16 protein-coding genes are annotated in these 13,252 nt (G+C 71.3%); 8 read left to right on the top strand and 8 right to left on the bottom strand.

Annotated features, from left to right (window positions below):
* Positions 1–5: 5 nt before the first annotated feature.
* The gene (locus ACFV9T_RS33115; RefSeq protein WP_385446193.1) at positions 6–272 is read left to right on the top strand and encodes a hypothetical protein; all 267 of its coding nucleotides are present in this window, start codon (positions 6–8) and stop codon (positions 270–272) included.
* The gene (locus ACFV9T_RS33120) at positions 269–715 is read left to right on the top strand and encodes a PIN domain-containing protein (protein ID WP_385446194.1); all 447 of its coding nucleotides are present in this window, start codon (positions 269–271) and stop codon (positions 713–715) included. Before ACFV9T_RS33115 ends, ACFV9T_RS33120 begins: the two co-directional genes overlap by 4 nt.
* A gap of 108 nt (positions 716–823) precedes the next feature.
* Here ACFV9T_RS33120 and ACFV9T_RS33125 read toward each other — a convergent pair whose 3' ends face one another.
* The 4 genes from ACFV9T_RS33125 to ACFV9T_RS33140 all read right to left on the bottom strand — a co-directional run bounded on the left by ACFV9T_RS33125 (position 824) and on the right by ACFV9T_RS33140 (position 2,901).
* A complete protein-coding gene (locus ACFV9T_RS33125) occupies positions 824–1,066 on the bottom strand; it encodes a nucleotidyltransferase domain-containing protein (RefSeq protein WP_385446195.1) in 243 nt (80 codons plus the stop codon).
* A gap of 47 nt (positions 1,067–1,113) precedes the next feature.
* Positions 1,114–1,671 carry a hypothetical protein gene (locus ACFV9T_RS33130; RefSeq protein WP_385446196.1) on the bottom strand — a complete coding sequence of 186 codons (558 nt, stop codon included), beginning with the start codon at positions 1,669–1,671 and terminating at the stop codon, positions 1,114–1,116.
* Positions 1,672–1,789: 118 nt separating this feature from the next.
* On the bottom strand, positions 1,790–2,002 hold the full coding sequence (locus ACFV9T_RS33135) for a DUF397 domain-containing protein (protein ID WP_385446197.1): 213 nt from the start codon (positions 2,000–2,002) through the stop codon (positions 1,790–1,792).
* A gap of 5 nt (positions 2,003–2,007) precedes the next feature.
* Positions 2,008–2,901, bottom strand: a complete 894-nt coding sequence (locus ACFV9T_RS33140; protein ID WP_385446198.1) for a helix-turn-helix domain-containing protein — start codon at positions 2,899–2,901, stop codon at positions 2,008–2,010.
* A gap of 189 nt (positions 2,902–3,090) precedes the next feature.
* Here ACFV9T_RS33140 and ACFV9T_RS33145 point away from each other — a divergent pair, with 189 nt between their 5' ends.
* Positions 3,091–3,408 (top strand): hypothetical protein, encoded by a 318-nt coding sequence (locus ACFV9T_RS33145; RefSeq protein WP_385446199.1) that lies wholly within the window; start codon positions 3,091–3,093, stop codon positions 3,406–3,408.
* Positions 3,409–3,500: 92 nt separating this feature from the next.
* Here the strand turns inward: ACFV9T_RS33145 and ACFV9T_RS33150 are convergent, their stop codons facing one another.
* Positions 3,501–4,145, bottom strand: a complete 645-nt coding sequence (locus ACFV9T_RS33150) for a DUF6879 family protein (RefSeq protein WP_385446200.1) — start codon at positions 4,143–4,145, stop codon at positions 3,501–3,503.
* 96 nt (positions 4,146–4,241) lie between these two features.
* The gene (locus ACFV9T_RS33155) at positions 4,242–5,654 is read right to left on the bottom strand and encodes an acyl-CoA synthetase (RefSeq protein WP_385446201.1); all 1,413 of its coding nucleotides are present in this window, start codon (positions 5,652–5,654) and stop codon (positions 4,242–4,244) included.
* Between the two features lie 85 nt (positions 5,655–5,739).
* Between ACFV9T_RS33155 and ACFV9T_RS33160 the strand changes: the two genes are divergently transcribed.
* Positions 5,740–6,147, top strand: a complete 408-nt coding sequence (locus ACFV9T_RS33160) for a hypothetical protein (protein ID WP_385446202.1) — start codon at positions 5,740–5,742, stop codon at positions 6,145–6,147.
* A gap of 256 nt (positions 6,148–6,403) precedes the next feature.
* Here the strand turns inward: ACFV9T_RS33160 and ACFV9T_RS33165 are convergent, their stop codons facing one another.
* Positions 6,404–7,789, bottom strand: coding sequence for a cystathionine beta-synthase (locus ACFV9T_RS33165; protein ID WP_385446203.1), 1,386 nt, complete (start codon positions 7,787–7,789; stop codon positions 6,404–6,406).
* Positions 7,790–7,979: 190 nt separating this feature from the next.
* Here ACFV9T_RS33165 and ACFV9T_RS33170 point away from each other — a divergent pair, with 190 nt between their 5' ends.
* The 3 genes from ACFV9T_RS33170 to ACFV9T_RS33180 all read left to right on the top strand — a co-directional run bounded on the left by ACFV9T_RS33170 (position 7,980) and on the right by ACFV9T_RS33180 (position 12,279).
* A complete protein-coding gene (locus tag ACFV9T_RS33170; protein WP_385446204.1) occupies positions 7,980–8,978 on the top strand; it encodes an SGNH/GDSL hydrolase family protein in 999 nt (332 codons plus the stop codon).
* A gap of 878 nt (positions 8,979–9,856) precedes the next feature.
* Entirely contained in the window at positions 9,857–11,077 is a 1,221-nt protein-coding gene (locus tag ACFV9T_RS33175; RefSeq protein ID WP_385446205.1) for an acetyl-CoA C-acetyltransferase, read from the top strand.
* 236 nt (positions 11,078–11,313) lie between these two features.
* Positions 11,314–12,279 (top strand): hypothetical protein, encoded by a 966-nt coding sequence (locus ACFV9T_RS33180; RefSeq protein ID WP_385446206.1) that lies wholly within the window; start codon positions 11,314–11,316, stop codon positions 12,277–12,279.
* Positions 12,280–12,456: 177 nt separating this feature from the next.
* Here the strand turns inward: ACFV9T_RS33180 and ACFV9T_RS33185 are convergent, their stop codons facing one another.
* On the bottom strand, positions 12,457–12,804 hold the full coding sequence (locus ACFV9T_RS33185) for a hypothetical protein (RefSeq protein WP_385446207.1): 348 nt from the start codon (positions 12,802–12,804) through the stop codon (positions 12,457–12,459).
* 121 nt (positions 12,805–12,925) lie between these two features.
* Between ACFV9T_RS33185 and ACFV9T_RS33190 the strand changes: the two genes are divergently transcribed.
* Positions 12,926–13,156, top strand: a complete 231-nt coding sequence (locus ACFV9T_RS33190; protein WP_385446208.1) for a DUF4287 domain-containing protein — start codon at positions 12,926–12,928, stop codon at positions 13,154–13,156.
* Positions 13,157–13,252 lie beyond the last annotated feature (96 nt).

Consider the following 13,252-nt stretch of genomic DNA (forward strand, 5'->3'; position numbering starts at 1 on the left):
AAAGTATGGCAACCCGGAAGATCACCATCACCGTGCCGGAAGAGCTGGTGGAATCGATCAAGGAGCGCGTCGACGCGCGTGGAGTGTCCAGCTACATCGCCGCCGCCGCCGCCCATCAAGACGCCATGGACCGACTGCACGAATTGGCCGAGCGCCTCGAAGAAGAGCACGGCGCCGTAACGGACGACGAGCAGCAAGCAGCGCTGGACCGCATCGCCGCCATCGACGGCTGGCATGACGAGCAGCGATCCCATTCGGGCGAGGCTGCGTGAGCCGCACCGCCCGAGCGAAGCCGGCTCGGCCGCGACAGCGCGTCTTCGTTTTTGATTCCGAAGCCCTCTCCAAGGCGGTGCGGGGCGACCGGGAGATGGCTGCGCTGATCAAGACGGCTCCGCGGCTCGACATCCCGATCGTCACCTCGGCGCTCACGATCCTGGAGGCATGGGACCCGCACGAGACGTCGCGGCAGGCACTGTGGGACTGGACGCTGTCGCGGATCCGCGTCGTGCACACGGACGACCGGGTGATCGCCATGGCGCGCGACATGCTGAAGGCAGCCGGGCTGCATGGGCACAAGTACGCCATCGACGCCATTCTGGCGGCTTTGGCCGGGCGGGAAGCCGCGCAGGGAGCTCAGGCAACCGTCTTCACCTCCGACACCGACGACATGAATCAACTCCTCGCGGGACACTCCGTGCGAGTCGAGAAGGTCTGACGAGGCGCCGTCCGCACCTCACTCACTCGGCCCGTGGCGGATCGCCAGGACCTCATCGGCGTGCTCGGTCATCAGGTCGGTGATGCGGATTGCCCCGGTGCGGAGGGGTCACCCGCGGCCTCCATCGGTGAGTTCGCCGACGAGGCTCTGGACGCGGGTCCGGATCTCGTCGCGGTCGCTCAGTACCTCGGCCACGCACCCCAGGCAGTCCGGGAACCGCGCGTCCGGTACCACCCACGCGATATCGATGTCGCTGAAGGCGTCCGCAGTGCCTGACCCCAGCGAACCGGTCAACTCCACGGCTGAGCCCGGACAACACCGTTCCAACGCGGTGCACACCTCGGCGGCCAAGGCGGCACGATCAGCCTCGCCGACCCAGTCCGTTCCCTGTGGCACAGCTACTCGTTCCCGAAATACAGCGGCGACAGCCTGGAGCCTCGCTCGGAATCCTCCACGTCAGGCGGCGTGATGTGGACGAGGTCGCCATCGATCGGAATGTCGAACGTCCGGCCGATCTCAGCGATGGCAACTCCCACCCGCCCACGCAGCACACCCAGTGCCTGAAGCCCCCATGTCCATTGGATTCGATCCCGATCCGTGGGTGACGCGTCCGGATGGTTGCTTTCGGTGAACTTGCGCGCTGACTCGACATCGGTCAGCCACTGCCTCACAGCGGCGCGCATCGCGCGCAGTTGGTCCCGCAATTCCTCGGACTCGCACTGCTCGATCTGCTCGTTCAGATAGGCACGCAGCGCCTCTATGGAGCCCCAGGACCCATTTTCCTCTTCGACGTCATAGGGCGCATGGAGCACCCGGTGGTCCTCCAGCCGGAGCAGAACCGAGCGTGCTCGGTCACGCTCGCTCTGGCTGAAGTCCACACTGGCGCTCTGCCCGAAGAACGAGAAGCTGATCGTCTGCAACCGACCGCGCCAACGCCAGCGCCAACGCTTGAACATCCCCACCTCCAGCTCGACAAGAGAGCCATGGCCTTCCGGTAACCGGGCACTGGCTCCGGCAGCATTCTGACCGAACCCTCCCGGCACGGGCCCGCCAGGCACTACGGAGCCAGGCACCTCACCGAGACGGGGCGAGGTCGTCGAGGCCGCCACGCTTGGCGGTGCGTATGAAGGTCCCGAGCGAGGCGCGGGTGGTGGTGACGACCGCCCCGGGGTCCTCGCTCTCGCGCACCAGAACCTTTCCTTCAGCAGTCGTCAGCTCAACGCAGTTGTTGTCGGCGTGCCCGGAGTACGTCGACTTCCGCCAGTTCACCTCATGCAGCATGGCCATACCTTTCACAGTTCCTCAGCGACCCGCTTGATGAAATCCCGGGACTCGTCGATACCGAGAGAGAAGGTCACGGCCTTCTTGAAGAGTGCTCGGTACCGCACGAGTTGTGACTCCGCGTCCAGCAGGAACAAGCCGTGCAGCGCATCGATCTGCACGGTGTCGAGCTTGGACACAGGACCGTCCGCATAGAGCATGGAGTCGCCCGACCCGCCGAAACCGTCAGCGGCGAAGGGGATGACGCGGACGTCGACATTCGGCCGCTCGGACTGCTCCAGCAGGTAGATGAGCTGTTCACGCGCGGTCGCTCGGTCTGCGACCCGCGTACGCAAGGCGGATTCGTGAATGACGGCCTCGAAACGAGGAGGCGACTCGCGATCCAGCACCTCGGCACGCCGCCTACGAAACGCGGTCAGTGCTTCGCTATGCGACTCGGGCGGCTTGGGCAGCCGATACGACTGAAGACCCCGGATATACCGCTCTGTCTGCAGCAATCCCGGAACGTATGCCGCCTGAAGGGTGCGCATCCGCGCGGCGAAATGCTCCAGCTCCGCAAGATCAAGCGCGCCGTGCGAAAGAGTTCCCCGGTACTCCTCCCACCATCCGCCACCCCGTTCACCAGCCATGGCGGCCAACGCGTCGACCAACGCATCATCGAGGCAAGCGTATTGGGACGCCATACGCCGCAGGCGTGCCTCGCTCACACCAGCCTTGCCTGCCTCCATGTGGCTCATCTGGATCGGGTTGGTCCCGATCAGTTCGGCAGCCTCGCGGGCAGTCATACCAGCTGCTTCGCGCATCCTCCTCAGCTCCGCACCCAGGCGCCGTCGTCGCGCCGTTGGCTGAGTCCTCGGCGGCATGTGCCCTCCCCTCAGGCTGTCGCGCGTCTGTTGCACAGCCATCACCCAGATCCAAGCAGATCGCCGAATCTCCAACACAAGGTTGCGCCAGCACAACCTTGTGTCTACCGTAAGTGATGCGTTCATCACTTAGCGATGACCGGCCAAGCCGGAAGCGTACCGCTCCCTCCATGCCCGCTGCCCTGGCACCGGCATGCCCGAAGGAGCGGCGACAACCTCTCGGAGGCTCATATGGAGACGCCCGAAACCTTCGACAAGGAACTGTGCGACCTCGTCACCGACTTCGCACCCAAACTCTTCGCCGTGGTCCAGGAGTATGACGTGGAACCCGGGTTACGGGACGGCGCCATCGCCGCCTGGGGCCTGGTTTTCGACGACGGCGCCGTGCGCGTGACCAGCGTGGACGGAACCCGGCAGCTCTCCCTCAAGTCCCCCGAGCGGGCAACCTGGTACTTCGGTCGCCGGACCGACGAGTCCATCCACGCCACACGACTCGTCTGGCTGCCCCAGTCCGGGGCCGCCACATTCGACCGCGCCGAGCACTCCTGACGGCTGCGCCACCCCCGGGCGGCCACGATGCGTTCGCGTAACGCGACCGCCTGGGGGTCGTCGTAGGAGGCAAGCACACGCAGGCTGGTCGGCTACCCCGGCGATGGTGGCGGCAGATGTGCTACTTCACGGGCGAAGTACGACGTCAGGTCCTCACCGGCGGCGTAGAGATTCCTGGACAGCGCACGGCAGCGTGCGGTAGTCGCCGGGTCCATGAACCGCACGGCGCCGTCGAGGATTCCCTCGTCCGAATAGCGGATCTGGTAGGTCGTGCGGTCGCCGAGCGTCAGCAGTTCCGGCAGCGGTCCGGAACTCTCCAGCTCACCGAGGTGCTCGGGGCCGATCACCCGGATCTGCTCACCGCATTCGGCGCGCAGCCGCAGCAGATGCAGCTCCCATTGCAGATACGGGGCGATCGGCTGCTCGACCACCCGGACCCGGAACAGGGTGATCCGGTGACGTTCGACGTCCTGCGAGAACTCCCGCAGATAGTCGCGCTCCTCCTCGATGAGGCGGAGGGATGCGTCCCAGTCGCCTCGGGCGAACGCCTCCCAGCTGGCGAATCCCGGCTCCCTGAAGCCCTGTTGGCGCTCCAGCTTCCATGAGTCCTGGCCGTCGATAGTCCACTGCCGCTCGCGGAAGTCGCGGCGGTAGGCGTCGAGGGAAAGCACTTCGCCCTGGGCGGGGTCGAGTCGGGGGCCGTCAAGACCGCGTTCGCGCGCCGATTTTCTACTCATCGGCGCGCGAGCGATGCGGACGGGTCGGCTTCCCATGCGCGGGCCATCGTCTCTCCACTCAGCCGTCGTGGTCGCTGAGTGTAGGAGAGGACGGGGTCAGGCCGGGGGGAGGAGTTTCTTTTGGGGCTTGCCCATGGCGTTTCGGGGGAGGGCGTCCAGGAAGCGGACCTTGCGGGGGCGTTTGTGGACGGAGAGCTGGGTGGCGACGAAGTCGATCAGGGCCTGTTCGCCGATGCCGTCGGCGACGACGTACGCGACGATCTGCTGGCCGAGGTCGTCGTGCGGGGCGCCGACGACCGCGGCCTCGCGGACGGCGGGGTGGTCGAGGAGGGCGTTCTCGACCTCGCCCGCGCCGATGCGGTAGCCGCCGGACTTGATCATGTCGGTGGAGGCGCGGCCGACGATGCGGTGGAAGCCGTCCGGGTCGAGCGCGGCGATGTCGCCGGTGCGGAACCAGCCGTCGTCGGTGTAGGAACCGGCGGTGGCCTCGGGGCGGTTGAGGTAGCCGTCGAAGAGGGTGGGGCCGGTGAGCTGGAGTTCGCCGATCTCGGCGCCCTCCTCGGCGACGATCCGGGTGCGGATGCCGGTGAGCGGGGTGCCGACGGAGCCGGGGCGGCGTTCGCCGTTCGCGCGGGTGGAGAGGGTGATGAGGCTTTCGGTCATGCCGTAGCGCTCGACCGGGCGCTGGCCGGTGAGCTGCTCCAGGTCGCGGAAGACCGGGGCGGGCAGCGGCGCGGAGCCGGAGACCAGGAGGCGGGCGGCGGACAGGGCGCGGGCGGCCTCGGGGTCCTGGACGACGCGGTTCCAGACCGTCGGCACGCCGAAGTAGAGGCTGCCGCCCGCCGCCGCGTACGCCGCCGGGGTGGGCTTGCCGGTGTGGACGAGGCGGCTGCCGGTGCGCAGCGCGCCGAGGACGCCGAGCACCAGGCCGTGCACATGGAACAGCGGCAGCCCATGGACCAGGGTGTCGTCCGGCGTCCAGGCCCATGCCTCGGCCAGCCCGTCGAGGTCGGCGGCGACCGCGCGGCGCGAGATCAGGGCGCCCTTGGGCGCGCCCGTGGTGCCCGAGGTGTAGAGGATGAGGGCGGTGGACTCCGGGTCGGGCTCGGGCTTCGTCCAGGCCGCCCGCTCGGTCAGGTCGACGGGCACCGTCTCCACGGGCACCGTCTCGACCGGGGCGTCGGCGCCGGGGTCGCCGGTCAGCGGTTCGCCGGTCAGCAGCAGGGCGGCGCCCGAGTCGCGCAGGATGTGGTCCCGTTCGGCGGGTCCGGAGTCCGGCGGTACGGGGACCACGGGCACCCCGGCGAGCAGCGCGCCGACCACCGCCGTCACCGTTTCCGCGGTCGGGGTCGCCCGGACCGCCACGACCGGCGCCCCGGCCACCCGGGCGGCCACCGCGCCCGCGGCGCCCAGCAGGTCCTCGCGCGAGAGGGCACGGCCGCCGACGGTGAGCGCGTCGGGGCGGTCACCGCCCGGCGCGGCGAGGGAGGTGAGGAGAGGTGCGGTCACGGAACTGACTCCTTTCGGCCCCCTGCGCCTTTCGTGGGGGCTGGCCCTACCGACAGAGCGTCCCCGCGACCGTACCTTCGTACCCATGAATGCCCATGACCCGGAGTTGAAAAGGGAACTCGACGCGACCCTCCAGACCCGCAAGGAGCTGGGCGCGGAGTACGAGTCCGAGTTGATCGACGCCTTCATGGAGAAGGTGGAGCGGCGCTTCGACGATACGTCGGACCGGGAGCTGCGGCGGCAGCGGGCCGAGCGCCAGATGGCCGCCGCGCGCGGGGCGCACCCGCAGGGAGGCGAGGAGGGCGCGGGGCTGGGGCTCGGCGAGCGGTTCGGCTTCGTCGGGGTGTCCCTGGTGCTCGCGATCCCGCTGTCGGCGATCGGCGTCGTCAACGCGGGGCTGGCCGGGCTGCTGGTGACCTGGGGCGGGATCGTCGGCGTCAACGCGGTCCACGCGGCGGGCTTCTTCTCCCGCTCGCGCCGGGGCCACAAGTGAAGAGATGAGCGCGGGAACCGCCGCACCCCGGCGTAGCGCCGAGGGCGGGACGACGGCGGTTCCCGCGAGGGACGCGGTGAACCGCGTCCTAGGGCGACCATGGAGGTCCGGGAGCCGCTCCGGATGTCCTGTCGCCGCATTCTGGGGTGTCGGTGTCGTCCTTTCCGACATCCCCTAATCTGCCGGGGCAGTGTTAACGCTGTGCTGCATGCGCGTGACACTCACGTACCACTTCGCCAAAGCCCCAACCCGGCGGCTACTTCGCGCCGTTGGCCAGGTACGCGAGCAGGTCCTGGCGGCTGACGACGCCCCGGGGCTTGCCCTCCACCAGCACGACCGCCGCGTCCGCCCGGCCCAGGACGGCCATCAGGTCCTCGACGGCCTCGCCCGAGCCGACGTGCGGCAGCGGCGGGCTCATGTGCTTCTCCAGCGGGTCGCCGAGGGAGGCGCGCTGCGCGAACAGGGCGTCCAGCAGTTCCCGTTCCACGACCGAGCCGATGACCTCGGCGGCCATCACGTCGGGGTGCCCGGCGCCGGGCTTCACGATGGGCATCTGCGAGACGCCGTACTCCCGCAGGACCTCGATGGCCTCCCCTACGGTCTCCTCGGGGTGCATGTGGACGAGCGACGGCAGCCCGCCCGCCTTGCCCTGGAGGACGTCGCCGACGCGCACGGCCGGGCCGTCCTCCTCCAGGAAGCCGTAGTCGGCCATCCACTCGTCGTTGAAGATCTTGGAGAGGTAGCCGCGGCCGCTGTCCGGGAGCAGGACGACGACCACATCGTCCGGGCCGAGCCCTTCGGCCACCTTGAGCGCGCCGACGACCGCCATCCCGCAGGAGCCGCCGACCAGCAGCCCCTCCTCCTTGGCGAGCCGCCGGGTCATCTGGAAGGCGTCCTTGTCGGAGACGGCGACGATCTCGTCGGCGACGGTCCGGTCGTACGCGGTGGGCCAGAAGTCCTCGCCGACGCCCTCGATGAGGTACGGGCGCCCGGAGCCGCCGGAGTAGACGGAGCCCTCGGGGTCGGCGCCGATGACCTTGACCCGGCCCTCGCTCACATCCTTCAGGTAGCGGCCGGTGCCGCTGATCGTGCCGCCGGTGCCGACGCCCGCCACGAAGTGGGTGATCTTGCCGTCGGTCTGCTCCCACAGCTCGGGGCCGGTGGTCTCGTAGTGGGAGCGCGGGTTGTCGGGGTTGCTGTACTGGTCCGGCTTCCAGGCGCCCGGGGTCTCGCGCACCAGGCGGTCGGAGACGTTGTAGTACGAGTCCGGGTGGTCGGGGTCGACCGCGGTCGGGCAGACGACGACCTCGGCGCCGTACGCCCGCAGCACGTTGATCTTGTCGGTGGAGACCTTGTCCGGGCAGACGAAGACGCACTTGTAGCCCTTGCGCTGGGCGACCATCGCCAGGCCCACACCGGTGTTGCCGGAGGTCGGCTCGACGATCGTGCCGCCGGGCTGCAGTGCGCCCGACGCCTCCGCCGCCTCGATCATGCGGACCGCGATGCGGTCCTTCACCGAGCCGCCGGGGTTGAAGTATTCGACCTTGGCCAGGACGGTCGCCCGGATGCCCTCGGTCACGGTGTTGAGCTTCACCAGCGGGGTGTTGCCGACCAGCTCAATCATCGATTCGTAGTACTGCACGCCTGCTCCTGGTCCGGAATCCGCGGGATCTCCGCGTCGGGACCCCCGCGTCGCGGGCCCGTACAGCCAGCTTATTGCGCGGAGCCGGGCGGTGGCCCGTGCGGTTGTGGACGAGCGCGCAGGGGGCACCAAGTGGTTAGCAAGGCGTACAAAGGTACAGAAGGCGTGCGGACGGAGGTGGGCTGGACCCATGTCGATGTCGAGGGCGAGGGTGGCGCGGCGGATCGCGGCCGCGGCGGCGTACGGGGGCGGCGGGATCGGGCTGCTGGGCGGGGTGACCGCGGTGCTGCTGCTCACCGAGCTGTCCCTGGCGAGGCGGATCGTCGGCGGATCGGAGGAGGGACCGCCGCGGGCGGACGGCCGCTACGGCTTCGCCTTCGCCCGCAGGACCGGCCAGCCCCCTCTGCGGCTGGCCTTTCTCGGCGACTCCACGGCCGCCGGACAGGGCGTCCACCGCCCTAGTCAGACGCCGGGCGCGCTGCTGGCCTCCGGGCTCGCGGCGGTGGCGGAGCGCCCGGTGGACCTGCGGAACGTGGCGCTCCCGGGGGCGCAGTCCAGCGATCTGGAACGGCAGGTCACGCGCGTGCTGGAGGATCCGGAGCAGCTGCCGGACGTCTGCGTCATCATGATCGGCGCGAATGACGTCACCGGGCGGATGCCACCCGCGCAGTCGGTGCGGCTGCTGGCGGAGGCGGTGCGGAGGCTGCGCGAGACGGGGTGCGAGGTGGTCGTGGGCACGTGCCCTGATCTGGGCACCATCGAGCCCGTGTACCAGCCGCTGCGCTTCGTCGCGCGGCGTTTGAGCCGTCAGCTGGCGGCGGCGCAGACGATCGGGGTGGTCGAGCAGGGCGGTCGTACGGTGTCGCTGGGCGATCTGCTGGGGCCGGAGTTCGCGGCGAATCCGCGGGAGCTGTTCGGGCCGGACAACTACCACCCCTCGGCGGAGGGGTACGCGACGGCGGCGATGGCGGTGCTGCCGACGTTGTGCGGGGCGCTGGGGTTGTGGCCGGAGGAGGCTCCGGAGACTCGCGACGAGGGCATTCTGCCGGTGGCGACGGCTGCGGCCGAGGCGGCGGCGGAGGGTGGTACCGAGGTGACGGCCGCGCGTGGGCCGTGGGCGCGGCTGCTGCGGCGGGGGCGGCCCACCGGGGAGGGCACCACGGCGCCGGTCCCGCCGGTGCCGCACTGAGGGGGGTTGTTCCCCACCCCGCCCCTTCCCGAACCGGGGCTCCGCCCCGGGCCCCGCTCCTCAATCGCCGGAGGGGCTGGGAGTGGGGCATCTCCGCCCCTGCACCCCGCTCCTCAAACGCCGGAGGGGCTGGACGTGCCGACCCGGGGCGGGGATGTCCCGGCCGGGGCTGGGGACGGGGCATCCGCACTGGCTTCTGCCCCTCGCCCCGCCGAGGCGGGCCGGAAGCCCGGCAGCGGTCCGGCGCCCGGCGAGGCGCGGGCGGGAACTGAGCGGGGTTCGGGGGCGGAGCCCCACGCGGGGGCCAGGGGCGGAGCCCCATGCGGGGGCCAGGGGCGGAGCCCCACGCGGGGGCCGGGGCGGAGCCCCGTGCGGGGTCCTGGGGCGGAGCCCCGTGGGGGGCCAGAGCGGGCCCCGTGCGGGGTCCTGGGGCGGAGCCCCACGCGGTGGCCGGGGGCGGAGCCCCATGCGGGGGCCGGGGGCGGAGCCCCGCACGGGGGCCGGGGGCGGAGCCCCGCACGGGGGCCGGGGGCGGAGCCCCACGCGGGGGCCGGGGCGGAGCCCCACGCGGGGGCCGGGGCGGAGCCCCACGCGGGGGCCGGGGCGGAGCCCCACGCGGTGGCCGGGGGCGGAGCCCCACGCGGTGGCCGGGGGCGGAGCCCCGTGCGGTGGCCGGGGGCGGAGCCCCGTGCGGGGGCCGGGGCGGGGTCCGGGTTCGGGTCGGGGCGGGGTGGGGGAAGAGCAGGGCGGGGGCGCACGACTGAGCGTACGCTTAGGAAAAAGAGGCCGGGGTCACAGCGTTCGCCCCGTGACCCCCGCGCTACGTGCGGGTAACTTCCCTCACAGTCCCACCCCTCGATCCGCCCCATGGAGCCGTGATGCCCGAAGCCGTGATCGTCTCTGCCGCCCGTTCGCCCATCGGCCGTGCCTTCAAGGGGTCGTTGAAGGATCTGCGGCCCGATGACCTGACCGCGGAGATCATTCAGGCCGCCCTCGCCAAGGTTCCGCAGCTGGATCCGCGGGAGATCGACGATCTGATGCTCGGCTGCGGGCTGCCGGGTGGGGAGCAGGGGCACAATCTGGGGCGGATCGTGGCCGTGCAGATGGGGATGGACCATCTGCCGGGGTGCACGATCACCCGTTACTGTTCCTCGTCGCTCCAGACGTCGCGGATGGCGCTGCACGCCATCAAGGCGGGCGAGGGGGACGTGTTCATCTCCGCGGGCGTCGAGATGGTGTCGCGCAGCGTCAAGGGCACTTCGGACGGGCTGCCGGACACCCACAACCCGCTGTTCGCCGACGCCGAGGCCCGTACGGCCGCGCTCACCGAGCAGGAGGGCACCGACTGGCACGACCCGCGCGAGGACGGGCTGATCCCCGACGCGTACATCGCGATGGGGCAGACCGCCGAGAACCTGGCCCGGCTCAAGGGCATCACCCGCGAGGACATGGACGCGTTCGGCGTGCGGTCCCAGAACCTCGCCGAGGAGGCCATCAAGAAGGGCTTCTGGGAGCGCGAGATCACCCCCGTGACGACCCCGGACGGCACGGTGGTGGCTACGGACGACGGGCCGCGCGCGGGGACCACGCTGGAGGGCGTACAGGGCCTGAAGCCGGTCTTCCGCCCCGACGGCCTGGTCACCGCGGGCAACTGCTGCCCGCTCAACGACGGCGCCGCCGCGCTCGTGATCATGTCCGACACCAAGGCGCGCGAGCTGGGGATCACGCCGCTCGCCCGGATCGTGTCCACCGGCGTCTCCGGCCTCTCCCCCGAGATCATGGGGTACGGACCGGTCGAGGCGTCCAAGCAGGCGCTGGCCCGGGCCGGGATGGCGATCGGCGACATCGACCTGGTCGAGATCAACGAGGCGTTCGCCGCCCAGGTCATCCCGTCCTACCGGGACCTGGGCATCGACCTGGACCGGCTCAACGTCAACGGCGGCGCGATCGCGGTGGGCCACCCGTTCGGCATGACCGGCGCCCGGATCACCGGCACGCTGATCAACTCGCTGCAGTTCCACGACAAGCAGTTCGGTCTGGAGACCATGTGCGTGGGCGGCGGCCAGGGCATGGCGATGGTCATCGAGCGGCTGAGCTGAGCCGGGGCCATACCCGGCGGCTACACGGCCCGAGCGCTAGTTGTGACCCAATCTCCCCCAGGATGTGACCAACGTCCTGGGGGAGACCCGTCACCCCAGCTCAGCGACGGTGGAGGGCCCTCTTCCGGGCATGGACTTCGGTCCGCTCGGTGACGTCACGCACTGACGCCGAGAGGCGAACCGAGTCAAGCTGAGGTAGGAATTCGGGGGATCGACAGCAACCGGGAGTTACGTCAGTGAGCCCCATGACCCTTGCCCTCCTGCTGGCCGCGGTGGCCGCCACGGCCACCGGCGCCGCAGCACTGCACACCGCGCGCGGAGTGCGGCGGCAGATCACCGAGCTGCGCGCCGAGCTGGCCGCCACGGTCGCCGCCGCCGGGCGGGCGGACCGGTCCGGGGAGGACGCCGTCACGGTGCCCGCCGCCCGCGCCACCCCCGCCGCCGAGATACGGGCGGCCGTCGCCGACGCGCTGGCCGAGGAGCGGGAGCGCGAGCTGGCCGAGGCCAGGGCGTTCTGGGCCGCCCAGGAGGCCCGGGACTCCGCCGGGTCGTCCGACGCCCCGTCGCTGCTCGGCGGGCTGGCCGGGCTCGGCGAGGACGCCCAGCACGACGCACCGCACGACGCGCTCTTCGTGCCCCGCCAGGCCGACCTGGCCGGTGCCGAGCCGCTGCTCGGCCTGGACGCGCTGGGCCCCGACGCCCGCGACTCCGCCGCGGAGCAGGACCCCGAAGAGCCGATGGAGCCGATGGAGCTGGAGATGGGCGCCGAGGTGGGCGCCGAGGTGGGCGCGGAGATCGGCGCCGACACGGAGCAGGAGGCCGAGTCCTTCGAGTCGCCCGAGCTGGCCGCCGCGCGCCGCCGCCACCCCTCGCACCCCGACTTCACGCCCTCGCCGCCGATCGCCGACCACGACCGGACGGTGGCCCGGCTGACCGAGCTGGCGGAGGCCCGTACCCCGCTGGCGGACGTACGGCCAGGACCGCTCGGCACGCTCGACGTGTACGTCTTCGCCGACGGCACCACGATCTGCATGACCCCCGGCCACCGGGAGACCGCCGAGCGGCTGGCGGACGCGCTGCGCGAGGGCACCGCCCCGGTGCTGCTCGGCGGCTCGGGCGTCTCGGGCGCGTACGCGCTCACCTTCGGCTGCGGGGACGAGAACGTGTACGTCCTCGCCGACCGCGTCATCGCCTCGCTGTGACGCCGTAGGGCAAGCAGCATCCGGTGTGCGCCGCGAGCCCGCGCGCCGCGCACAGCAGCCCGCTCCCCCGGCCCGCCTCCGTACGCCCCGCGCGCCCGTACGCGCCGTACGCCCCCCACACCGCCGTACGCCCCGCACGCGCCACGCGCGCCCCACAGGGGCCCGTACGCGCCGCTCTCAGAGGCCGCAGCGCCCGGCCGCCGCCTCCACGAGCGCCACCGCCTCCGCCGCGCGCCCGCTCCCGCCGCTCTCCACGGCCGCGGCGCCACCCGGCGCGCGCTCCAGCGCGTGCACCAAATCATGACCGGCCACCGCGACCTGGTCGGCGATCGTGAACACCCCCGCGTCCGGCATGATCCGCGGCGGCGTCCCGGGCGCCTCCAGACGCTGGGCCCGCACGGACAATTCCCTCGCCAGAGCCAGTCCTTCGGCCGCCGCGCCCTGGCGCAGCCGGGACTGCGGAAGGGAGCGCAACCGGTCGGCGAGGCGGTCGACGGCACGGAGCAAGGAGGTCGCATCATCCACGCCGAGAGCGTATGCGCCACCGACGGACTGTTGCCAACGCCCGAACACTCAGGCACGGTGAGCTGAAGGACCCCTCCCGGGTGTTCACCCGGGCCCGGAATGGACGCGTCCGGAGGCGCCGATGTCCCAGATCTTCTCCGACGAGACTCACCGGAACCTACTCTCCCGCATCCCCCAATGCACCGGCCGTGACATTGCCGACTGGCTGCGCACGGTAGACGAAGGTCCCGCCTTCTTCCGCTTCGAGGAGAAGGTCAGCTGGCTGCGGGGCGAGCACCAGCTCGCCTATGGGCACGCCAAAGCGATCATCCACGAACACGACCTGAGGCGCGCGGCGCGCAAGCTGCTGTAGCCCGCTGCCGCCTGGAGGCAGACGCGTGTACCACAGACGGGCACGACACGAGAGCGGGTTACGTCGCAGACGGCCGAAGGGCCCGCGGAGGCAATC

It is taken from the genome of Streptomyces sp. NPDC059850, assembly GCF_042731515.1.
GTDB lineage: Bacteria > Actinomycetota > Actinomycetes > Streptomycetales > Streptomycetaceae > Streptomyces.

What these genes read in the sequence shown, in the direction of transcription:
- ACFV9T_RS33135 (WP_385446197.1), bottom strand. Translation starts at nt 2,002, where the DNA reads ATGGCCATGCTGCATGAGGTGAACTGGCGGAAGTCGACGTACTCCGGG.
- ACFV9T_RS33150 (WP_385446200.1), bottom strand. Translation starts at nt 4,145, where the DNA reads ATGAGTAGAAAATCGGCGCGCGAACGCGGTCTTGACGGCCCCCGACTC.
- ACFV9T_RS33175 (WP_385446205.1), top strand. Translation starts at nt 9,857, where the DNA reads ATGCCCGAAGCCGTGATCGTCTCTGCCGCCCGTTCGCCCATCGGCCGT.
- ACFV9T_RS33170 (WP_385446204.1), top strand. Translation starts at nt 7,980, where the DNA reads ATGTCGATGTCGAGGGCGAGGGTGGCGCGGCGGATCGCGGCCGCGGCG.
- ACFV9T_RS33190 (WP_385446208.1), top strand. Translation starts at nt 12,926, where the DNA reads ATGTCCCAGATCTTCTCCGACGAGACTCACCGGAACCTACTCTCCCGC.
- ACFV9T_RS33130 (WP_385446196.1), bottom strand. Translation starts at nt 1,671, where the DNA reads ATGTTCAAGCGTTGGCGCTGGCGTTGGCGCGGTCGGTTGCAGACGATC.
- ACFV9T_RS33140 (WP_385446198.1), bottom strand. Translation starts at nt 2,901, where the DNA reads ATGGCTGTGCAACAGACGCGCGACAGCCTGAGGGGAGGGCACATGCCG.
- ACFV9T_RS33145 (WP_385446199.1), top strand. Translation starts at nt 3,091, where the DNA reads ATGGAGACGCCCGAAACCTTCGACAAGGAACTGTGCGACCTCGTCACC.
- ACFV9T_RS33160 (WP_385446202.1), top strand. Translation starts at nt 5,740, where the DNA reads ATGAATGCCCATGACCCGGAGTTGAAAAGGGAACTCGACGCGACCCTC.
- ACFV9T_RS33115 (WP_385446193.1), top strand. Translation starts at nt 6, where the DNA reads ATGGCAACCCGGAAGATCACCATCACCGTGCCGGAAGAGCTGGTGGAA.